This is a genomic window from Acidobacteriota bacterium (genome assembly GCA_030697165.1).
GTDB lineage: Bacteria > Acidobacteriota > Vicinamibacteria > Vicinamibacterales > UBA2999 > 12-FULL-67-14b.
Window position 1 is genome coordinate 463441 of record JAUYQQ010000015.1, and the last position, 20798, is coordinate 484238.

A 20798-nucleotide genomic window follows, 5' to 3' on the forward strand; every position below is an offset into this window, starting at 1 on the left:
TCTTTACACCTTACTCCGGGATCGAACGAAGCGGCCCGATCCAATTCGACGAATTTCTCCGGTCAGCTCCCATTCGAGCAGCCGGGCTAGCGCATCGCCGGCCGAAATCTTCAGCTCGACCGCGATGTCATCTACCGTAAATTCAACGGTTTCCGAGGTTTCGCGCATCAACCCCCGCGGGTGGCCGATGCCCATCTCCTGCAGGATATCGACCGCAGACTCAACCAGCTTTGCCCCGTCCCTCAGCAAGGCATGGGCGCCACGGTTGCGGCCACCCGCAGTCAATCCGGGCATGGCCATGACATCCCGCCCCTGTTCGGCAGCGAGCCGCGCCGTGATCAGAGACCCGCTCTTCTCGGCCGCCTCGACCACCACCACGGCACGAGACAGGCCGCTGATGATGCGGTTGCGCTTTGGGAAATTGCCGGGGAACGGAAGCACGCCTGGCGGAAACTCGGTCAACAGCAGCCCCGCGGCGGCAATGCGATCAAACAGGGGCGCGTTCTCTTCGGGATACACGCAATCGATGCCCGTCCCCAGCACGGCGATGGTGGTGCCCCCGGCATCAAGGGCGCCGGCATGCGCCGCCGCATCAATGCCACGCGCCAATCCACTGGCGACAACAATCCCGGCCCGGGCCAGGTCGCCGGCCAGCGCCTCGGCCGCCGCCGTCCCAGCTCGGGATGCGGCACGTGCGCCGACGATGGCGACCACGATCTTGTCACAAATCGAGAGATCGCCACGGAACCAGAGAATCGCAGGCGGATTGGGGATTTCGGTCAGGAGTTGTGGAAAACACGACGAGCCGAGCCGGACGGTATCCATGGGGAAACCTCAGCTGACGGCCGCCTGACCTGCCCCCGACAATACCCCCGCCTTCGCAAGTTGTCCACCTCTTGCTTCGGCGGGGCAAGGTCCGTCGGTGCAAGGAATGTTCACTTGCCGCCCCCGGGGCAGGCCGATATAGTGCGGAGTAGGAACCATGTCTGTCCGTCCTCTGGTTTTGGCGTTGTTCGTGGTCGTGGCGTCGGCTCCACACGCGTGGGCCGAGCAGCGGGGTCAGGCCAAGGAACAGGTCGAGTTCGGCATCCAGGTGGCGCAGCGCGGTCTGTGGAAAGAGGCGATCTACCGCTGGGAGCGCGCCACCCAGCTGGATCCCACTTACGCCGCAGCGTTCAACAACCTCGCAGTGGCCTACGAGCACGAGGGTCAGTTGGCAAAGGCACGAGAGGCCTACGAGAAGGCGCTCGCGCTCGAACCCAACAATGTGCTCGTTCGGCAGAACTACGACCTGTTCAAGGAAATCAATGACCGCGCGGCTCAGAAAGACGGCCGGCAGTACTAGGCGCACGGCCGGAGGCCGGGCAAAGCTAACACTGTGGCGCACGGCTGGGGTCCTGGCAAAGGCATCGATGTGCCTGGTGCTGGTGACCGCGCTCGCGGCGTGCGGTCAAAGCTATACCGAGATCCCGATTGAAACGCCGATCCAGCCCAAGCTGGATGTCACGCCGTTTCAGCGCATCTTCATCGCGGGCTTCATTGCCGGCGCCAACGACGATGTCGACGCCAACCTGGAGACCGTGCGCCTGCTGCGCAGCCAGTTGCGCAACAAGGGCATCATGCGGGTGATCGACGCCGACACGCTGCCCCTGCTCGAGGTCGCCAGGCAAGGCGGCGAGGCCAGCCCGCCACCCGTGCCCGACCAGCAGGCCGCCACGCCGGCTCCCGAACAGGACCCCAACAAGCCGCCCGTCTTCAACGACGAGAGGGACCTCGAGCCCTATAACCACATCTTCGCGAACGTGGCGTATTGGAAGCGGATTGGCGAAGAGTTCCAGCAGCCATTGATCGTGACCGGCGCCGTGCTGTTCGCGCCGCAACAGCGCGCCGGATTCGTCCAGCGCGAACAGGAAGTGTACGACTCGTTCGGCCGCCGGCAGGTCGTGCCGGTTCGCACCTACATGGAGCGCAAGGGCTTCGTGCTCCGTCCCACGTTTATCTTCATCGACGGGCGCACCGGCGAAACCCTGCATAGCGAGACGTTCCGGGAAGAGATCCTCTACAACGCCAACCAGCAGACCCCGGCCCTGTCGTCCTATTTCGAGCTCATGGACCGGCTGCTCCCGGCCTTCCTTAACACGTTGAGCGCACAGAAGATAAAGGGAACCAGGACCCTTCTGAAATAGGGGCGGGTGGGGCTGGTAGGGCGGGTGGGGCGGGTCAAAGTCACCCTACCAGCCCAACCCGCCCTACCAGCCCCACCTGCCCTCGTGCTATCCTTTGTAGTTCCTGTGGCGCGGAAATTCACTTCCGCCGCCTGATTCGGAGAGTTGACCGTGTTTGCAATCATCCAGGCCTCGGGCCGCCAGTTCCGTGTCGAGACGGGCGCCATCATCGCCATCGACGGACACAACGCCGGCGAAGCCGGCGGCGAAGTCTCGTTCGACCAGGTCCTCCTCGTCAGCAATGACGCAGGCGACGTGACCGCCGGCACGCCCTTCGTGACGGGCGCCAAGGTGCTCGGCGTCATCGGCGAGCTCGACAAGACCAAGAAAATCCGCGTGTTCAAGAAGAAGCGGCGCAAGCAGTACCGTCGGACGAAGGGCCATCGCAGCCTCCTGACGCGCGTCCGCATCACCGACATCCAGGTTTAGAGATAGAGCGCTGTAATGGCTACTAAAAAAGGTCAGGGATCGTCTCGTAACGGCCGCGACAGCAACTCGCAGCGGCTCGGCGTCAAGCGCTTCGAGGGCAACCTCGTCACCGGCGGCTCGATTCTCGTGCGCCAGCGTGGCCGTAAGTACCAGCCCGGGCTGAACGTCGGCCTCGGCAAGGACGACACGCTCTTCGCGAAGGTCACCGGCAAGGTGAAGTTCGAAGACCACGGTCAGCGCGGACGCTTTATCTCGGTCCACCCGGTCGAGTAACTACGTAAGTGTTCGTCGACGAAGTCGACATCCACATCAAGGCTGGCGACGGAGGCAGGGGATCCCTCAGCTTCCGTCGCGAGAAGTTCGTCCCGAAGGGCGGACCTGACGGCGGCAACGGCGGCGCCGGTGGTTCGGTCTACGTCGTCGCCGACCCCCACCGCAATACGCTCGTCCACTTCCGCTTCAATCCCGACTACAAGGCCCAGCGCGGCGGCAACGGTGCCGGCGCCCTGCGTACCGGCCGCGGCGGACGCGACCTCGAGATCCCCGTGCCGGTGGGCACGCTGGTATTCACGGTCGATCCGGAGACCGGCGACAAGGTGCAGGCTGCTGACCTCACGGTGGTGGGCCAGCGGGTGCTGCTCGCGCAGGGCGGGCGCGGCGGGCTTGGCAACGCGCACTTCGCCACGTCCACCAATCGCGCGCCGCGCAAGGTGCAGCCGGGCGAGCCGGGGCAGGAATTCGACCTCCACCTCAAGCTGAAGCTGCTGGCGGATGTCGGCCTGGTTGGTTATCCCAACGCCGGCAAGTCGACGCTGATCTCCGTGATCTCGGCAGCCAAGCCGAAGATTGCCGCCTATCCGTTCACCACCCTCACGCCCAATCTCGGCGTGGTCGCACTGAGCGGCGATCGCGACTTCGTCGTCGCCGATGTGCCGGGGCTGATTGAAGGCGCGCACGAGGGCCACGGGCTCGGTCACCAGTTCCTGCGCCACATCGAGCGGACCAAGGTGATCATTCACCTCGTGGATATCTCCAGCGCCTCGGGCCGCGATGCGGTTGAAGACTTCGACACCATCCGCAAGGAACTCGAGCTCTACAACCCCGAGCTGCTCAAGAAGCCGCACCTGGTCGCCGCCAACAAGATCGACGCGATTGACGATCCGAAGCGCATCACCGCGCTCGAGAAGCGCGCCAAGAAACTGAAGCTCAAGTTCTTCCAGATTTCCGCCGTGGCCGGCACCGGCGTGAAGGAACTGATCGAGGCCGCGTGGCCGATCATTGCCAAGGCGCGCGAGCTCGAGGCCAAGGCGATCGAGATCGACCCGGAAGAAGACGACGACCGGGAAGTGCCCGCGGACTACAATCCGGCGCTGATGCCGCCCTTGCGCAGCGGCACGCCAAAGAAACGATGACGCTCGGCGTCCTCGGCGGCACGTTCGACCCCATTCACAACGGTCACCTCGCGGCTGGCCTCCAGGCCCAGGCAGCCCTGCAGCTCGACCGCGTGATGCTCGTCCCGTCGCACATTCCGCCCCACCGGTCGGTTGGCGCCTCTCCAGAGGCGCGACTGGCCATGGCCGAACTGGCCGCACGGGAGCAGCCGGGCTGGACGGCCTCGGACATCGAGCTGAAGCGTGACGGACCGTCGTACACGTTCGATACGCTGACGTCGCTCCGTGACCGGTCTACGACGCAGTTTTTCTTCATCATTGGCGCCGATGCGTTTGCAGAAATTGCCACCTGGTCACGCTACCCTGCCGTCCTCGACCTCGCTCACTTCATCGTCGTCGCGCGGCCCGGAATCACGCTACACTCACTCAAAGCGCGTGTCCCTGACCTTGCCGACCGCATGACGACACCGGACTTGTTCAAGCCCAAAGCCTCAAGCGCCAAGCCTGGCGACAAAACCCGCGTCATCCTGCTCGAAACCGCGACACCTGATGTGTCGTCCACTGAGATCCGCCGCCGCGTCCGCGCCGGCCACGGCATCGGCGGCCTGGTTCCCGATTCGGTCGCGTCATACATCTCGACCCATCGTCTGTATCTGGAAAGCACCTTGCATGGCTAAAACGACGAGTCCGCGGAAACCCAGGCCCCGCCTTCGCCCCGACGCCGCCAAGGCTTCGTCGGGCTCCGGCGAGGCAAGCGACAAACCGGCGGCGCCGCGCCCGGCCAAGCTGCCCAAGTCGATCCAGGCGGTCATTGACGCGGCGCAGGACAAGAAGGCCACCGGCGTGGTGGTGCTCGACCTGAAGAAGGCGGGCGCGTTCACGGATTACTTCGTGATTTGTTCGGGCGCCAATCCGCGGCAGGTGCAGGCCATTGCCGATTCGATCGAGACAGCGCTCAAGGGGCAGAAGCAACGGCCCTCGCTCGTGGAAGGCTACGCGCGGGCCGAATGGGTGCTGCTCGACTATTTCGACTTCGTGGTCCACGTCTTCTCGAAGCACGCGCGCGAGTTCTACGCCCTCGACCGCCTCTGGGGCAGCGCCGTGCGCCACGAACTCCCCGACCAAGACTAATAGTGCCAGGAGGCCCGGGACTTTAGTCCCGGGCACGGCGACCGGGTCTGCCCTATGACCCTGCGCGCCCTCGCCAACAGCCTCCTGGCCTCTCTCTTCGAACCACCGTGCGCGGCCTGCGCGCGGCCGCTGCCAAACCCGCTCGACGGCGCGGTGTGCGAGCAGTGCTGGGCAGCAATCAGGACCGGCGCGCCCCTCACTGAGCACCCGCGCGGTCATGCCGTCGAGTGGGCGTGCGCGGTGGATCACTACGAGGGCCGCTTGCGCGACATCATCCACGCGCTGAAGTACGAGCGGCGGCGCTCGATCGCGAAGCCGTTGGGCCGCCTGATGCGCGAACGCGGCCAGGCGCTGCTGCTCGGTGCCGACCTGGTGGTCCCGGTTCCGCTACATCCCCGGCGCGAACGCGGTCGCGGCTTCAACCAGGCTGACGATCTGGCGCGGCAACTGGGGTTGCCGGTGGCTGCCCTGCTACGCCGGGTGCGCGACACCACCTCGCAAATCGAGCTGCCGGCCGACGCGCGGCACCAGAACGTTCGTGACGCGTTTGCCATCGCTGATGGTCCGGCTAAAGCCGGACGCCACATGGCAACGGTGGTCGTTCTCGTCGATGACGTGTCGACGACGGGGGCGACGCTCGAGGCGTGCGCCCGGGTGTTGAAACGTGGCGGGGTCAGGGAGGTGCGGGCGCTTACAGCAGCCCGAGTCGTGACCGGACGGCGCTGAGCACGTCGGCCGACACCGCATCCTTGTCGCGGGCGCCGTCGAGATGCACCCACCCGGCGTCGTGGCCGGCCTGGCGGAGATAGCTCTCGCGAACGCGGCCGAGCAGCGGCAGGTCGCGCTCGAACTTGTCGCGCGCCACTTGCTTGCGAGTGAGCGAGGCGTCGGGAGGAATGTCCAGCAGCAGCGTCAGCGAGGGCTGTGGCAGGCGGCTCTGGATCTCGGTCAACCACGCCGCGTCCAGCCGCTGCGCCTCGCCGTACGCGATGCTCGACGCCAGGTAGCGGTCGCACACCACCATGCGACCGGCCTCGAGCCACTGCAGAATCTGCGGCCGGAACTCGAACCGGTTGGCGATGTACAGCAACTGCAGGGTGTCGGGATCGTAGTGGCGCTCGCCCTGCAGCGCGTGGCCAATCTCGGTGCCGATGGCGGTGGTGTACTCGGGAAAGGTCAGGAACTCGGCGCCCAGTCCAGCGGTCCGAAACGCCGCCAGCAGCCGCTCGGCCTGGGTCTGCTTGCCGCTTTGGTCCAGTCCTTCAAAGGCAATCAAGTGGCCTGAGGGCTTAGGGGCTTGGGGGCTCGGGGGCTTGGGGTTCATTCGGTTTCGAGCGACAGCAGTTCGTCGAGCGTTTGCCGGCGGCGAATCACCCGCCACTCGCCGTTCTCGACCATCACCTCGGGCGACAGCGGCCGTCGCAAGTAGGTGTGCGCCATGACGGCGCCATACGCGCCCACGTCGTGGACGGCCAGGAGGTCGCCGACCGCGACCGGCGCCAGTTGCCGGTCGCGCGCATACGAGTCGGTGCTTTCGCAAATCGGGCCGACGATGTCGACCGGACCGGGTTCGCCGGCCCGCGGTACCACAGGTTCAATGTGGTGGAAGGCGTTGTAGAGTGCCGGCCTCATCAACTCGGTCATGCCGGCGTCGACTACGACAAAGCGCTTCGCGCCGGGAAACTGCTTGACGTCAACGACGGTCGTCAACAACCGGCCGGCCGGACCCACCAGCACGCGCCCGGGCTCGATCGCGATCTTGAGGCCGCTGCCCCGGGTGGCTGTCACCAGGGCGCGAACGTAGTCGGCCGGGTTTACCACCGGCGCGCCATCGTACGAAATGCCCAGTCCGCCGCCCATGTCGAGGTGCTGCAGGTGAATGCCTTCGTCCGCAAGCGCGTGCGCGAGCGCGACCACGGCCTCCGCGGCGCGGCTCAACGGGTCGAGGGTCGTGATCTGGGAACCGATGTGGACGTGCGCGCCGACCGGCGCCAGGCCCTGGCGGCCGGCCATCTCGCGAAACAGGGCCGGCGCTTCGTCGATCGGCACGCCAAATTTGTTGGACCGCAGGCCCGTGGAGATATGAGGATGGCTCTTCGCGTCGATGTCGGGGTTGACCCGCAACGCGACCCGGGCCACCGTGCCTTGCGCGACCGCACGTTGATCGATGCGATCGAGTTCGCCGGGCGATTCGACGTTGATGGCCAGCAGCCCCAGCGCCACCGCGCGATCGATTTCGGACGCGCTCTTGCCCACCCCGGTGAACACGATCTGGTCCGGACGAAAGCCGCAGCGCAGCGCGACATCGACTTCGCCCAGCGAGTTGGCGTCGCCGTGGCTGCCAAGCGAGTGCAGCAGCCGCACCACCGCGAGCGCCGAATTGGCCTTGAGTGCGTAGTGGATGGCGTGCGGATAGCCGTCAAACGCCTCATCCAGCGTCGCGTAAGCGGCGCGAATCAGGTCGGCATCGTAGACGTAACAGGGCGTGCCGACGCCGGCGGCGATGTCCTGGAGCCGGGCGGTAGACAGGCCTGGAGAAGTCGCGGGTGCGGTGACAGCCACTTTCCTGATTCTATCGCGCCGGCTGGGCGATTGGGGTGGGGTGGAATGGTATGATTCGGGGTCGGGGACGGCTCGTCCTCTGCCCACTGCCACATGCCTGATCCCTCGCCAGCGCCCCTTGAAGCCATCGACACGCTCATCGCGAGCTGTCTCGGCGGCGATCAGACCGCGTGGGAGGAGATCGTGCGCCAGCACCGGCGCAAGGTCTTCAACATCGCCTACAAGTTCACCGGCCGGCACGACGAAGCCGAAGACCTGACGCAGGACATCTTCCTGAAGATCTTCAAGTCGCTGCACACCTTCGACCGCCGCGCGAACTTCCAGACGTGGCTGGTCAGCGTCAGCCGCAACCTGTGCATCGATCACTACCGCAGCGTCCGCAAGGAGCGCGAGACGATCGACCGCGACGTCGATGCCGGCGAGTTGACGCCCGCGGCGCCCGGCCAAAACGCCTTCCAGGCGCTCGAACAGGCCGACCGCGTCGAGCTGCTGCGCAAGGCGATGGCCGAATTGCCGCCGTCGCTGCGCGAGGCGGTCGTCAAGCGCGACCTCCAGGAGCTGTCGTACCAGGAAATCGCCGATCAACTGAACTTGCCTGAAGGCACCGTGAAATCGCGCATCAACCGCGGCCGCACGGAACTGGCCCGCCAGGTGCAACGCATTCGGGAAGAAGACGAAGGGGTAACGGGATGAATCTCACGACCGATCGCGCTCAAGGCGTCGCCATCGTCCGCGTTGGCGAAACGCGACTGATGTATCCGCTGTTGGCCGATTTCTCGGGCGCGGTGATGTCTCTGCTGACCGCCGGCGACAAGAAGGTGATGATCGACCTGTCGAAGGTCACCTACGTCGACTCGGCCACCATCGGCTGCCTGATGGACCTCTACCGCCAGACCTCGGCGGCCGGCGGGGAACTGCGGCTGGCCGGCGTCAACAAGCGGGTCGAGACCATGCTGACCATGACCGGCGCCCACAACTTCCTCAAGATGTTCCCGGACGAGGCGGGCGCGCTTCAGAGCTTCGGGAGCTAATCATGCGGAGCATCAAGACCACATCGGGCACCGAGATCGCGCTCGACGGCGACCTGCTCGCGGTCCTCGAGGCGCTATTCCACGAAGTGACCGCCAAGAAGGAACTGGAGCGGTCCTTCGAGGACCTGAACCGCGAGATCAACTACCTGATCGACCAGCTCACCGACGATGAGCGGCGCGCGTATCTGGCCGAAAGCCTGTTTCTGAACCAGGTGAAGTACGAGAACGACAAGCTCGAGGCGTACCTGAAGAAGATCGGGAAAAGGTAGAAGTTGGTAGTTGGTAGTTAGGATTCAAGAGACCTGCCATGTCGCTCCACTATCTCGCCAGCCGCTACACCTGCTCGTGGCCGTGGTCCATCGGGGTGTTGCTCTGCGACGGCCGCATGGTGTGCGGCTGCGCCGATCCGTATGCCAAGCGCGTGCTCGGCGACACCCGCACCTCGACGGTGTCGGAGGTGTGGCGCGGCGCCACCGCCAGCCAGCTGCGCATCGACATGAACGCCGGCGGGGCGGAGTTCTGCGGCGACTGCCCGCTCAAGCTGCCGCTCGCCCCCGGCCAGCAACCACCGCAGCGCGACCTCGACGTGGCCCCGCTGCCCGGCCGCCTCTATATCGAGACGACCGCCGCCTGTAACATCTCGTGCTTCCAGGCGTGCTGCGCGCCGGAGACCGGCATCACCAAGACCCGCCAGGCCGGCATGCTCGACTGGGACGTGTTCACGAAAGTCGTGGACGAAGCCGGGCCGTCACTCGGCCGGATCGACTTCTTCAACTACGGCGAAGCCTTCCTGCACAAGCGCGCGGTCGAGATGTGCGAGTACATCAAGACGCGCTTCCCGCACATCTACCTCTACACCAGCACCAACGGCCTGGCGTTCACCGAAGAGAAGGTCCGGCAACTGGCGCGCTCCGGCATAGACGAGGTGACGTTCTCGATCGACGGCGCGTCGCAGGAGACCTACGTCCGCTACCGCCAGCGCGGCAACTTCGACAAGGCCATCGCCAACCTGCGGGCGCTCGTCGACGAGCGCCGCAAGGCCGGGCGCGACCTGCCGTTCGTGAACTGGCGGTACATCCTCTTCAACTGGAACGACCACGACGACGAGATGGCGCGCGCGCGCGAGATGGCCGCCGAGATCGGCGTCGATCGCCTGTGCTGGGAGATCACCGATCACCCCGAGGATTCGTTCTCGCAGCGCTACCAGCCCGGCTCCGAGGGCAACGCGCGCATCCAGCACGAAATCTGGGACAACAGCGGTCTCGGCAATGCCATTCCCGGCATGACGCCGCGCGCCGAGATCCGCCTGCATTCGCCGCTGCCCGACCTGCCGTACCTGGTGCGGGCCGCGACCACGTTGCCCCTGACCCCGAAGGTTCGCAACCTTTCGGGACAGCCGTTCCGCAAGACCACCAGCTCCGGCCGGCGGCTCGTGCGCCTCGGTGCGCAACTGATGCGCGAAGACGGCACGCTGATCGAACGCGATTACGCGCGCGCCTTCCTGCCCGCCGACCTCGCGCCTGGCGCCGAGATGGCGGTGCCGATCGAGGTGCCCATTCCGGAGACGCCGGGACGCTACGCGCTGAAGTTCGACCTGGTCAGCGAAGGGGTCGATTGGTTCGAGGCCTGCGGCTCGCCCACGACGACGAAGGGATTGTGGGTCAGGTAGGGCGGGTGGGGCCGGCAGGGAGATTACTCATGACTAGAGCAGCAGCCTTCAGCATTGCGATTCTTCTCGTTCTAAGCGTCGATGGTTTCGCGCAGCAGCGCGCCGCTGACGGCGTCACCATCAATGACGAGGGACTGCCACAGTACGCGACGTTCTCGCTGTGCGCGATCGACCCGGCGACGGGCCAGTCGGGCGCCGGCGTGACGACGCGGGTGCCGTTTGTGGGCCGCGCCGTGCCGCACGTGCGCGCCGGGATCGGCGCCGTCTGCACCCAGGCCTCCACCGTGGTCGAGTACGGACCGCGCGGGCTGGATCTGCTGGCCAAGGGCGTGGAACCGTCGGCCGCCCTGGCGCAACTGCTCGCCGACGACCAGCAGCGCGAGTCGCGCCAGCTGGCCTTGATCGACATGCAGGGCCGCGCCGCCGCCCACACCGGCAAGCAGAACGGCAACTGGGCCGGCAGCCGGCAGGGCCTGAACTACACCGTGCAGGCCAACATCATGGTCGGCCCCGAGGTGGTCGAGGCGATCGCGGCGACGTTCGAGGCCACCGCCGGCACCGGCATGCCACTCGCCGAGCGGATGATCCTGGCCATGGAAGCCGGCCAGGCCAAGGGCGGCGACCGCCGCTGGGGCAACCTGCAATCGGCGGCGATCAAGATCGCGGACCCGAACGATTCGGGGCGCGGCGGCGATCACATCGCCCTCGCGATCGAAGTGGGCGAGCATGCCGAACCGGTCGGCGAGATGAAGCGCATCTACTACACGACCGCTCGCCGGCTCGGCTATCGGACGTTCTCGAAGGTGGAAGGCGCGGATGTGATTGAGTTGAAGCGCATGCTGCACGCGCTCGGTTACTGGCGGCCGACACTGGCGGCCTTCCCGAGCACGCCTGCCGGCACCAACACGCCCACGATGCAGGAGCTGCGAAAGACCAACCCCGCGGCTTACGACACGGCCGTCGCCGAGGCGCGCCAGGCGTCGGCGGCGTTCACGCGCGAGTACGCGACGTTTGACGACGAGGCCATCGCGGCGGTCGACAAGTTCCGCGCCGACCAGAGCCTGAACTACCAGGGCAACCCACCAGGGTTGGTCGATCAGCGACTGGTCGACGCGCTCAGGACTGCGTACTTCGCCAAGACGAAAAAGTAGCGTCCGGCTTCTTGACCCGCCGAAGCCTTGGCGAAGGCGGTTAGCCGGACTGATTACTCAACCTCGACCGGCGCGATGCAGTCGCGACTGGCGTCGGCGCCAATCGGCATCCAGCCGGTGAAGTCGGGCTGGGCCGCCATCATCAACACCGGCGACAGCGCGTCCGGCTTGAAGTCGGGGCCCGCCTCTTTCGCGAGGTCGGCACGAAACGCCTCGAAGCCCGCAACCGAAAACACCAGGTAATACAACTGACGCGTGGCGCCCATGGCCGACACGCGCCGATACCCCACGCAGGCTGGTGAAATCGCCGCGCGGTCGAGTCCGGCGGCCTGCGCCAGGGCCAGTACCCGTTCCGGAGTCACGCCCGCGGGCAGTTCCTGGCGCAGCGCGAGCGGTATGCCAGGCTGGCTGGGCGTACCCATCGACTCCATCTGCCGGCTGAACAACTGCCGGAACATGTTCATGGGCAGTTCGGGTGGCGGGCGCAGCGAGGCCACCGACCCCTGCGAATCGGCGGCGGTATCGACGCCGAGCGTCCAGCCCTGCAGATGCCGGGCCGACATCTGATACGGCTCGGCTCTGACGCTCTGCGCCGAACGCACAAACAGCCAGCCGCCCACGGCGATCACCACGAAGCCGATCGCCACCTTGACGAGCGGGTGCATTTTCTTTGCGGCCATTACGGTTCCCTTGATGCGGTGTAGGCCGCGATCGCGATCATGTCGTCGACGGTGAGCTGCTCAACCGCGGCGTTCATCAGCGCCGACCACGGCCCCTTTCGCATGCCCTGTTGCATGTCGAACAACTGCCTGACGGTGTAGCTCGGCGAGCGGCCGGCCAACGGCGGCACCGGGCCCAGTCCCTTGAGGTCGGAACCGTGGCAGGTCCCGCAGGTCCTCGCGAGTGACTCGCCCCTCGCGATGCTGCCCTTCGGCACGTAGGCGACGAAACCAGACGATGCGTCACGCAACTCTGTTCGCCGCAGGTCCTCGGGCATTTCGATGATGCGTTGACCGAGTGGTTCGGTCCCTTCGCCGGCGGGTACGTGCATCGCCCCCGTAATCCGGGTCTTCGGCACGTCATCCGCTTCGACGACCCGGATCCACTTCTTGAATGGGAACGATGCGAAGTAGGCCGCCGCCGTCCGGACCTCTTCGTCGTTGGCCGCCTTCGCATCCTGGATCATCGCGTTGGGCGGGCCCATCCTCGGCTCGGCGCTCTTCCGATCGCCAGTCTTGAAGTCGATCATCTGCTGAACGATGTAGGCGGCCGGCAGGCCGGCGAGCGAGGCGTTCTCGGGCCGGCCCTGGCCGTTGACCAGGTGACAGAAGCCGCATGCGCGCAACTCCGGACGCCGGCCGTGCGCCACGACAACGGGCATCGGCGGATGCTCGGATGGGTGCCAGTCAGGCGGATTGAAGGCGTCGCGAGTCTGGGCGATCGTGAACGACAAGCTGCTGCCATTAACCCGTTGCGGTGCCGGCTCAGGCGGCGCGGGCTTGGCGCCCGGCACCGGCGGCGGATTCACCGTGTACGCCCACGGCGGCGGCAATGGCGCTTGTGCGGTTGCGACGACCGCGCCGAGGATGACGCCAACAACCACCAGTCCCAATCGCTGAATCATGCGCGCACGTCCTGCTTCTTCATGTACCTCACGCCTGCCGCAATCAGCTTCGTCAGCGTGGGCATGTGCACGTCCGATAGGCGCTTGATGTGCAGGCACGAGCCGCTGGACTTGTGAGGGCCCAGCTTCGCCAGCAGCTCGTCCCGTTGCGGGTAGCCGCCAAGCACGTAGAGAGTGATGTTGCCTTTGCGCGGCGCAAATCCCGTGGCCATCCAGTCCAGTTCGCGGCCGGTCGGGTATTTCAGGTGGACCGAACCGAACCCGATGATGCCCGGGCCCCACATGGCGGGCTTGGCCTTGGTCGCCCTCTGCATCAAGGCGCTGATCGCCCTGCAGTCCTTGCGCACCTGGTCGTCCTTGATCGCGTTCAGAAAGCCGCTGACCGACGCCGTGGTTTTCCTGGTTTTGAGTTCAGCCATGTTTCATGCCCCTTTTGGCCATTCCCTCCACGACTCGGCGGCCAGCGGCAGGTCGTTCAGCTCTGCCCTGGCTTCACGCCACGCGGGATAGTGCTCGTTCAGCAGCGCCACGAACCGTTCGCTGTGCGTCGGCGCGACCAGATGAAGCATCTCATGAACCACCACATACTCGAGCAGGTCCTTCGGCTTCTTCACCAGTTCCGTATTCAGCCGGATGTTTCGTGCCCTGTGATTGCAACTGCCCCACCGGGTCTTCATGCGCTGCAGAAAGTACGCGGCTACCTTGCGCTTGAGCCGCGGCTCCCACTTGTGAATCAGCCGCGGGACGGCCGCATGCAGCAAGCCCCTGTGCCACTGGTGCATCACCGCCTCACGCTTCGCCCGGTCGCTGCCGGGCCGCACACTGAGCGTGATCCGCCGATGGTCCATCGTCACCGAGGGCTTCTGGTCGCGTTCGACCACCGTCAGCAGGTAACGCTTGCCCCACACGTAGTGGCTCGGCGACTTCCACCGAGCTGCGCTTGAGCTCGATCACGGCGACGGCGATGCCGTTCAGGTAGAGGACGATGTCTGGCCGGCGTTCGTAGCCGCCCTTGAGCGTGACCTCCTCGGCCAGCGCGAAATCATTCTTTTCGGGGTCCTCCCCAGTCGATCAGATACACGGTTTCGTGCGCCTGCCCTGCCGCCACCTGCACCTGGACGCCGTAGCGCAGCAACTGATACGTGCGCAGGTTGGCCTGGTAGAGGGTGACGCCGGTGGCGTCGGCGGCGGTTTCGAGCTTCTGCAAGGCGGCGGCGACATGGGCGGGAGAGTAGCCGCGTGCCAGGAGATTGGCCCGCAAGAACGCCGTCTCGATGTGGCGATTGTTCTCGCGCGTGCTCCAGTCGCCCAGGTGGCGATAACGCAAACCGTCGGGTCGCGCGGGGTCGGTGAACAAGGCCACCACGCGGTTCTGGGTGTGGCGCTCGGAGCGGGGCTGTCCGTCTGGGCTCATCGCTTCGGTCGCCTCGGTGGCTTTGGCTTCGGCAGTCTTTTCAGGTCAGCCACGGCCTTCTCGAAGTCCGCGTCAACCGCCCGCGGCTGCGAATCAAGCAGCACGCGGTAGCGGTCGTATTCGAGCTCGGCCTTCATCCTGGCCTGCTCGGCGGTGATCTTACCCGAATGGTCCAGCAATTCGTGGGCAGAGAGCTTCAGGAACTCGTCCAGCTTGACGACCCAATCGCGCATGGTCATCACCTGGCGCTGCAGGGCCCGCAACTCGGCAAACTCGATGTAGGCGTTGACGATCCGGTTCAGGGTGTCGAGTTCTGCCGGGTCCAGGTAGTTCTTGGCGACGGCGACGTCTTCCTTGCGGACGATGCCGCCGGGCCGGGTGGTCTGCAACCCCATGAACGGCTTCGTCGCGTCCACCCGCGCATGAATGACCTCTGCCGCCGTTTGCCCGTGGGCCGCCGAGTGCATCTTGTTCTGCACGGTGGCAAAAAACTGCTGCGACAGCTCGGTGTTCGGCGTGTAGTCCACGCTTGTGGCGTAGATATCGAGGACCTTCTGGTAGAAACGCCGCTCCGAGGAGCGGATGTCGCGAATGCGCGCCAGTTGCTCGTCGAAGTAGTCCTTCTGACCCTGGCCCGGCGGGTTCTTCAGCCGCTCGTCGTCCATGGTGAAGCCCTTCACCAGGTACTCGCTCAAGCGCGCCGTGGCCCACTGCCGGAACTGGGTGCCGCGGTGGCTGCGGACGCGGTAGCCGACGGCGAGAATGGCTTCGAGGCGGTAGTGCCGCAGGCGTCGGGTCACCTCCCGACCGCCCTCGGCGCGAACTTGTAAGTAATCCTTACAGGTTGCCGCCTCGACCAGCTCACCTTCCGCGAACACGGCCTTCAGGTGGATGGTCACGTTCTGCGGCGTGGTCTGGAACAGCTCCGCGATCTGCGCCTGCGTCAGCCAGATGGTCTCGTCCTCAAGCCGGCACTGGATGCGCGTGCGCCCATCCTCGGTCCGGTAGAGGATGATCTCAGATTGCGGGAGCGAATCAGGCATCGGCGTCCCCCGGCGGGCGGTTCACGCGAAGACGCGAAGACGCGAAATCCTGGTGGTTATTGACGACCCGCTTGATGCCATCCTTGAACGTGGCTGCCCCGAAATTGATCAGCAGGCCGAGCGGGAGACTGAGCAGCCGCAGGTAGGTCAGCAGTTGCTTCGAATGCACTGGCGCCAACGTCTCGACGGACTTCAGTTCAATGACCAGGCAACCATTGACGAGCAGATCCACCCGCAAGCCCTCGCTGAAGTGCATGCCGTGAAAATCGAAAGCCACGGCTTTTTGACGTTCCACCTGCAAGCCACGTTGTTCCAGCATTCGTGCCAGCACTGCTTCGTATACCGATTCCAGGAGTCCCGGTCCCAGATCCTTATGGAGATGGAACGCAACGTCAACGACGATGGCAGACGTCTCTTCGGCGTTCATCAATCCACTCGTTGTCTCGCGTCCTTCGCGTCTTCGCGTGAGATCAGTCGGATTCTACCGGTGAGTAGCTCCTGCATCATCCCCTGCTTGAGCGCGCGGGTCTTGTCGCGGCGGGCTTCGAGGGCTGAGAGCTCGGCGTCCATGTCTGAAAGAACAGCGGCGATCGCGGTCTGTTCAGCGAGGTCGCTTGGAATCCGAATCTCAGCCGCGCTGACGTCTGCCGAGTTGACCGAATCAAACGTCGAACCCTTAGAGTGTTTCGCCCAACTCGGCTCCAGGTAGATGAGACAGTGATAGAGGAAGCCATTCGGGAATCTAATGGCGCAGACGCCCCGACCGAGGCAGACGTCGAAGGCGGCACGCGAGATCTCGCCGACCGGCGCGCGGACTGACATCAGAATGTCGCCGGTTCTTCCGTGCTTCGTAATCAGGGTCGTGAACGTGCGCTTGATCGTGAGACGGTTCACGATGTCAGCATTGCCTTGGATTAGTGGAAGTCCCATGCCCTTGGTGTTGTAGTTCGATGAGCTTGGTGACTGGCCCATGACAATCTGCGCGGCCTCACCCAACCGCCTCACCTCCCAATCCCCGCTGAAGCCAGGGAGGCGCGTCTGGCCGGTGAGCAGTTGCTGCATGGCGGCCTGCTTGAGGTCTCGCTTCTTGGCGATGAGCCGGTCCAGCCCGTCCAGAAAATCATCCACATCACACAGGGCTGCCGAGATGAGGCGCTGTTCTGAGAGCGGGGGGAGTTGGACCATTAAACCTGCGAGAGTGCCCTGATTCAGGTTCACCATGGTCGTGCCAACTGAAGAATCTTCGATGGCCGAAATGGCCCGTGGACTCGAAAGCACTCGCTGCAGAAAATCTGGATCGGCGTTCAGGGGTCTAACAATCATCGAGCCGGTTCCGCACAACCATCCCGCGTGGTGCTGCTGAATGACGGCGCATCTCCCCATGTCGCCTCGCCGGCCAATTACAATTTGGCCGGGGCTCATGCGAAAGTCGGAAAGGCGCCTCGCTGCCTGTTCCGTGATAGTCATTGTCCGGGTCGGCTCAATCTTTCCGCCAACAATGTGCATTGGGTTAACGACCGGAACGCCGTCATCGGTGTAGTCGGACTTGTGGAGTGCGCTTCCAAAAGGGCCCGTGCGAAAGGTCGCGAGCCGGCCCAGCGGTGCGACGTCCCAGTCAGTGGGGAGCACGCCCAACCCTGTCTGCTTGTATCCGGGCTTCACGTCCACGACGCCCCCATCTTCGCCAGGTGCTGTTCCACCCGCGCGGCGAGAGTCGCAACTTCGTCGGTGAGCTGCGGCAATGGCCGGTTATAGCGCTCGGCCAACTCGCGGATGCGGCCGGTCAGGGTCTGCGAGACGCGCTCCAGTTCGCCCTGCACAGCGACCGACAGGCGCGCCATCCATTTGTCGTCCACCACCAGCGTCTTGATCTCCGCGTCGGTTAGCGTGGGGTACTTCTCGTAGGCGAGCTTGTCGAGCGCCGCTTCCTGCTCCTTGACCGCGCGCTTCAGCGTGGTCTGACTGGCGTCCATGCCGCCGCGCAGCTCGTCACAGGAGGCCCAGAGGGATGAGTACAGGTCGGATTTCTTTATGGCCATTGTGTTCGGGCGGGCTAAAGCCCGCCCCTACATTCACACTGGGCGAGCTGAAGACCCGCCGCTACGTGCGTTTATCTCTTGGGTAGCTCGAACACGTACAGCGTGTGCCCGTTCGAAGGCGGGTTAATCTCTGGAGTGATGGTCCGCGGCACGACACGCGGACTGCCGCCGCCGACGCCGGTCGTGACGGCCACGTATTGCTTGCCGTTGGCCGAGAACGACACCGGGAAGCCCTGCACCGCCGTACCCAGGCGCGCCGACCACAACACCTCGCCGGTTTTCACGTCGTGAGCGCGGAACTGGCGGTCGAGGTCGCCAATGAACATCACGCCGCCCGCCGTGCTCAACGCAGCGGTCAGGTAGGCGGCCCGCTGCTGGCTGCTCCACGTCTCCTTCATGGTCGTCACGTCGATGGCGAGCAGCTTGCCGACGTTGCCGTCGCTGCCCGGCATCTCGAAAAACCGGCGAGCGGCGCCGACGCCGCCGGACCCCTCGGCAAACTCGATCTTGCGCGCGACGATTTCCATGCACGACTGGCTGAGCGGGATGATCAACTGCCGTGTCGGCGGGTGATACGTCATGGCCTGCCAGTTGTGGCCGCCCTCGGTGCTCGGGCACACCGTCAACCACTCGTCCAGTTTCTGCTCGATGATGTCCTGCCGGTAGGTCGGCGTGCCCTTCTCGGGATCGATCTTGTCGAACATGTTCTGGAACACGGTCTGCTTGTAACCCAGGAACTTGCCGGTCTTGCGCTCCAGCTTCCACAGGATGCCGGCCTTGCCGATGGTGAAGAGCGCCTTCTCGGGGCCGTTGTCAACGAGCACGCGCTCGAACACCTCGTCCTGGTCCAGCGTCTCGCCGGGGATGTGCTGGTAGTGCCAAGCGAGGGTGCCGTCCTCGACCCTGATCGCCACTGTCGAACCGGTGTAGAGCGCCGCATCGCTGACCTTGGTGCCGCGGCTCGCGGGCATCCACGGTTTCGGCTGGGCCACGCCGTAATAGACGAGATCGAGCTCGGGATCGTAGCTGCCGACGATCCAGGTATCGCCGCCGGCGCGCATGCTGTCGGGCAACGCGCCCCAGGTGTCGCCCCCAGGCTCGCCGGTACGCGCCACGGTGTGAAATTTCCACATCAGCTTGCCGGTCTTCGCGTCGTAGGCACTGATGAAGCAGCGGTCGGCGGCACGGAATCGGTCGCAGCCCTGCAAGCCCTGGATCACCCTGCCACGCGCCACCAGCGGACCGCTGGTCTGGTAGTACCCCTTGGCGTTGTCGGCCACCGTCACGTTCCACACCACGGCCCCGGTTTTGGCGTCGAGCGCGTAGAGCTTGGCATCGGTGGTCGACAGGAAAATCTTGTCCTCGTAGATCGCGATGTTGCGCATCGAGGCGAACGAGCCGACGGCGGCGTTGGGCCCGACCTGGTTCTCCCAAATCAGGTCGCCGGTCGCGGCATCGAGCGCCTGCACCATGTTCAGCGTGTGGGTGAGGTACATGATGCCGTTGTGCACGAGCGGCATCGGCTGGTTGGAGCCGCCCTCGTTCATCGCCCAGCTCCAGGCCAGCTTCAGGTCCTTCACGTTCCTCGTCGTGATCTCGCTGAGCGGGCTATAGCTCCAGGCCTGGTAGTTGCGGCGCGCCATCAGCCAGTCGCCCGGGTCGGGGTTCTTCAGCATGGCGTCGGTGACCGGCACGTAGTTCTTCACTTCGCCGCGGACCGAGTGGCCACGCGGCGGTGGCGGCCCCGCCGCGCCACGTCCGGCCGGAGCGGGTCCGGCCGGCGCAGACGGAGCCGCGGCGCGCTGGCCGGTGGCGATGCTGCCGATTGGCGTGGTCATTGCCAGCGCCAGCGGCTGGACGCCGGCGACCGCGCCATTGAACTGCAAGATGTAAGCAGTGATGTTGAGGTACTCAGCCTCGCCCAGGCTGGGGCGTCCGGGCGGCATCGTCGCCGCCATGTACTCGATCAGATCCTTCGTCGTCCGGCCGCGCCACGTGGTCATGAAGTTGGCCCCGGCCAGCGCCGGCGCCTCGTTCTGGCCGACCAGCGTCGCCAGATGACAACTGGCGCAATTGGCCTGATACGACGCCTGGCCCGCGGTGGCCTGCGCGTCAGTGTAGGCGGCGGGCAAAGGTGTTTGAACGGCCGTGAGCGTAAGGTGGGCGCCGGCACACAACACCAGCACGGCACAGCTGATCCAGGTCTTCATTTCCTGCCCTCTTGAATGAAGAGCCAGCCCCAGAGGTTCCCTTCGGGCGCTTTCTCGCTATGCAGCTGGATGTACAGCCGTCCGTTGGCCAAATCCTCGACCTGCTCTTTCGTTAATTCAAGGGTACCGGCAATGCTGCCGCTCGTGCCGGGCGCGATCGTCAAGTCGCCGATCGCGGGGCCGCGCATCGCCGTCCGGGGACTGCGATGCACGCGTGCCACCGTCGAAGCCGTCTTGAGACCGGCGTAGTTGCCGGTCAGCGTGAGCGTCGTGCCATTGAGAGTGGCAGTCACCGAGCCTGAGCCGGCGATGGTGGCCTGCATGGCCACGTCGAGCGGCACCGGCGACAGCCGGGCCCGGTACTGCGCCTTCTGGGCGCCGGCCGTGGCCGCCGACAGGGCCACGAGACTTGCGGCCAGGAGAACAAACCGTCTGGTCATGGGCCGGAATGATACCAGCAAGTGCTCAAGTGCTCAGGTGCTCAGGTGCTCAGGTGCTGGAGTGCTAAAGTGCTGGGGTCATGCCACTGCTCTTCTCGTACGGCACCCTGCAGCAAGACGACATTCAGCTGGCCACCTATGGCCGGCGGCTCGACGGACACCGGGACGCACTGGTTGGCTTCCTGCCAGCGGTCGTGAAAATCGAGGATTCGGACCTGGTGGCCAGGCTCGGCAAGACTCACCACCACAACGTGACGCCCAGCGAAGACCCCGCCAGCCGCGTGTTCGGGATGGTGTTCGAGATCAGCGACGCGGAACTGGCAAATACCGACGAGTACGAAGCCGAGTTCCGCTACGAGCGGGTCACGGCCAGCCTGGCATCCGGGCGGCAGGCATGGGTGTACGTGCACGTTGTCCGCCCACGAGCCTGACGTCCACG

25 protein-coding genes and 3 pseudogenes are annotated in these 20798 nt (G+C 65.3%); 14 read left to right on the forward strand and 14 right to left on the reverse strand.

The window, feature by feature from the left end; all coding sequences use genetic code 11:
- Positions 1–3: 3 nt before the first annotated feature.
- The gene (gene dprA / locus Q8T13_15635) at positions 4–825 is read right to left on the reverse strand and encodes a DNA-processing protein DprA (protein MDP3719195.1); all 822 of its coding nucleotides are present in this window, start codon (positions 823–825) and stop codon (positions 4–6) included.
- A gap of 157 nt (positions 826–982) precedes the next feature.
- Here dprA and Q8T13_15640 point away from each other — a divergent pair, with 157 nt between their 5' ends.
- The 8 genes from Q8T13_15640 to Q8T13_15675 all read left to right on the forward strand — a co-directional run bounded on the left by Q8T13_15640 (position 983) and on the right by Q8T13_15675 (position 5902).
- A complete protein-coding gene (locus Q8T13_15640) occupies positions 983–1345 on the forward strand; it encodes a tetratricopeptide repeat protein (protein ID MDP3719196.1) in 363 nt (120 codons plus the stop codon).
- A 67-nt stretch (positions 1346–1412) separates the two neighbouring features.
- Complete coding sequence (locus Q8T13_15645; GenBank protein MDP3719197.1) at positions 1413–2186, forward strand: hypothetical protein; 774 nt, start codon at positions 1413–1415, stop codon at positions 2184–2186.
- Between the two features lie 150 nt (positions 2187–2336).
- Positions 2337–2654, forward strand: a complete 318-nt coding sequence (gene rplU / locus Q8T13_15650) for a 50S ribosomal protein L21 (protein ID MDP3719198.1) — start codon at positions 2337–2339, stop codon at positions 2652–2654.
- A 15-nt stretch (positions 2655–2669) separates the two neighbouring features.
- The gene (gene rpmA, locus Q8T13_15655) at positions 2670–2927 is read left to right on the forward strand and encodes a 50S ribosomal protein L27 (protein MDP3719199.1); all 258 of its coding nucleotides are present in this window, start codon (positions 2670–2672) and stop codon (positions 2925–2927) included.
- Between the two features lie 8 nt (positions 2928–2935).
- Positions 2936–4066, forward strand: a complete 1131-nt coding sequence (obgE, locus tag Q8T13_15660; protein ID MDP3719200.1) for a GTPase ObgE — start codon at positions 2936–2938, stop codon at positions 4064–4066.
- Positions 4063–4722 (forward strand): nicotinate-nucleotide adenylyltransferase, encoded by a 660-nt coding sequence (gene nadD / locus Q8T13_15665; GenBank protein ID MDP3719201.1) that lies wholly within the window; start codon positions 4063–4065, stop codon positions 4720–4722. The genes obgE and nadD overlap by 4 nt, the downstream gene beginning before the upstream one ends.
- On the forward strand, positions 4715–5176 hold the full coding sequence (rsfS, locus tag Q8T13_15670) for a ribosome silencing factor (GenBank protein ID MDP3719202.1): 462 nt from the start codon (positions 4715–4717) through the stop codon (positions 5174–5176). Before nadD ends, rsfS begins: the two co-directional genes overlap by 8 nt.
- Before the next feature lie 54 nt (positions 5177–5230).
- The gene (locus tag Q8T13_15675) at positions 5231–5902 is read left to right on the forward strand and encodes a ComF family protein (GenBank protein MDP3719203.1); all 672 of its coding nucleotides are present in this window, start codon (positions 5231–5233) and stop codon (positions 5900–5902) included.
- Here Q8T13_15675 and tmk read toward each other — a convergent pair.
- Together tmk and lysA are read right to left on the reverse strand one after the other, a co-directional pair.
- Positions 5868–6452 carry a dTMP kinase gene (tmk, locus tag Q8T13_15680; protein ID MDP3719204.1) on the reverse strand — a complete coding sequence of 195 codons (585 nt, stop codon included), beginning with the start codon at positions 6450–6452 and terminating at the stop codon, positions 5868–5870. The genes Q8T13_15675 and tmk overlap by 35 nt on opposite strands.
- A gap of 44 nt (positions 6453–6496) precedes the next feature.
- Positions 6497–7738: a diaminopimelate decarboxylase gene (gene lysA, locus Q8T13_15685; GenBank protein MDP3719205.1), complete on the reverse strand. Its 1242-nt coding sequence runs from the start codon at positions 7736–7738 to the stop codon at positions 6497–6499.
- A gap of 93 nt (positions 7739–7831) precedes the next feature.
- Between lysA and Q8T13_15690 the strand changes: the two genes are divergently transcribed.
- Genes Q8T13_15690 through Q8T13_15710 form a run of 5 tightly spaced genes read left to right on the forward strand, consistent with a single transcriptional unit; the run spans position 7832 to position 11589 of the window.
- Entirely contained in the window at positions 7832–8431 is a 600-nt protein-coding gene (locus Q8T13_15690; GenBank protein ID MDP3719206.1) for an RNA polymerase sigma factor, read from the forward strand.
- The gene (locus Q8T13_15695; GenBank protein ID MDP3719207.1) at positions 8428–8769 is read left to right on the forward strand and encodes an STAS domain-containing protein; all 342 of its coding nucleotides are present in this window, start codon (positions 8428–8430) and stop codon (positions 8767–8769) included. Before Q8T13_15690 ends, Q8T13_15695 begins: the two co-directional genes overlap by 4 nt.
- Before the next feature lie 2 nt (positions 8770–8771).
- On the forward strand, positions 8772–9038 hold the full coding sequence (locus Q8T13_15700) for a hypothetical protein (protein ID MDP3719208.1): 267 nt from the start codon (positions 8772–8774) through the stop codon (positions 9036–9038).
- 38 nt (positions 9039–9076) lie between these two features.
- On the forward strand, positions 9077–10438 hold the full coding sequence (locus Q8T13_15705; GenBank protein ID MDP3719209.1) for a radical SAM protein: 1362 nt from the start codon (positions 9077–9079) through the stop codon (positions 10436–10438).
- A gap of 29 nt (positions 10439–10467) precedes the next feature.
- Positions 10468–11589 (forward strand): DUF1028 domain-containing protein, encoded by a 1122-nt coding sequence (locus Q8T13_15710; GenBank protein MDP3719210.1) that lies wholly within the window; start codon positions 10468–10470, stop codon positions 11587–11589.
- A gap of 53 nt (positions 11590–11642) precedes the next feature.
- Here Q8T13_15710 and Q8T13_15715 read toward each other — a convergent pair whose 3' ends face one another.
- The 11 genes and pseudogenes from Q8T13_15715 to Q8T13_15765 form a co-directional block, all read right to left on the reverse strand.
- The gene (locus Q8T13_15715; GenBank protein MDP3719211.1) at positions 11643–12269 is read right to left on the reverse strand and encodes a hypothetical protein; all 627 of its coding nucleotides are present in this window, start codon (positions 12267–12269) and stop codon (positions 11643–11645) included.
- Positions 12269–13213 (reverse strand): cytochrome C, encoded by a 945-nt coding sequence (locus Q8T13_15720; protein MDP3719212.1) that lies wholly within the window; start codon positions 13211–13213, stop codon positions 12269–12271. Before Q8T13_15720 ends, Q8T13_15715 begins: the two co-directional genes overlap by 1 nt.
- On the reverse strand, positions 13210–13632 hold the full coding sequence (locus Q8T13_15725) for a DUF1801 domain-containing protein (protein MDP3719213.1): 423 nt from the start codon (positions 13630–13632) through the stop codon (positions 13210–13212). The genes Q8T13_15720 and Q8T13_15725 overlap by 4 nt, the downstream gene beginning before the upstream one ends.
- 3 nt (positions 13633–13635) lie before the next feature.
- A pseudogene (locus Q8T13_15730) lies at positions 13636–14130 on the reverse strand (SprT-like domain-containing protein).
- Positions 14120–14627, reverse strand: a pseudogene (locus tag Q8T13_15735) (type I restriction endonuclease). The pseudogenes Q8T13_15730 and Q8T13_15735 overlap by 11 nt, the downstream one beginning before the upstream one ends.
- The gene (locus Q8T13_15740; GenBank protein ID MDP3719214.1) at positions 14624–15670 is read right to left on the reverse strand and encodes a virulence RhuM family protein; all 1047 of its coding nucleotides are present in this window, start codon (positions 15668–15670) and stop codon (positions 14624–14626) included. The pseudogene Q8T13_15735 and the gene Q8T13_15740 overlap by 4 nt, the downstream one beginning before the upstream one ends.
- Positions 15663–16097, reverse strand: coding sequence for a GxxExxY protein (locus Q8T13_15745; protein MDP3719215.1), 435 nt, complete (start codon positions 16095–16097; stop codon positions 15663–15665). Before Q8T13_15745 ends, Q8T13_15740 begins: the two co-directional genes overlap by 8 nt.
- Entirely contained in the window at positions 16097–17338 is a 1242-nt protein-coding gene (locus Q8T13_15750; protein ID MDP3719216.1) for a restriction endonuclease subunit S, read from the reverse strand. Before Q8T13_15750 ends, Q8T13_15745 begins: the two co-directional genes overlap by 1 nt.
- Positions 17329–17634 (reverse strand): annotated as a pseudogene (locus tag Q8T13_15755) (type I restriction endonuclease subunit M). Before Q8T13_15755 ends, Q8T13_15750 begins: the two are co-directional and overlap by 10 nt.
- Before the next feature lie 146 nt (positions 17635–17780).
- Positions 17781–19919 (reverse strand): PQQ-binding-like beta-propeller repeat protein, encoded by a 2139-nt coding sequence (locus tag Q8T13_15760; GenBank protein MDP3719217.1) that lies wholly within the window; start codon positions 19917–19919, stop codon positions 17781–17783.
- Positions 19916–20359 carry a CHRD domain-containing protein gene (locus tag Q8T13_15765; protein MDP3719218.1) on the reverse strand — a complete coding sequence of 148 codons (444 nt, stop codon included), beginning with the start codon at positions 20357–20359 and terminating at the stop codon, positions 19916–19918. The genes Q8T13_15760 and Q8T13_15765 overlap by 4 nt, the downstream gene beginning before the upstream one ends.
- 80 nt (positions 20360–20439) lie before the next feature.
- Here Q8T13_15765 and Q8T13_15770 point away from each other — a divergent pair, with 80 nt between their 5' ends.
- Complete coding sequence (locus Q8T13_15770) at positions 20440–20790, forward strand: gamma-glutamylcyclotransferase family protein (GenBank protein ID MDP3719219.1); 351 nt, start codon at positions 20440–20442, stop codon at positions 20788–20790.
- The last annotated feature ends 8 nt before the right edge of the window (positions 20791–20798 follow it).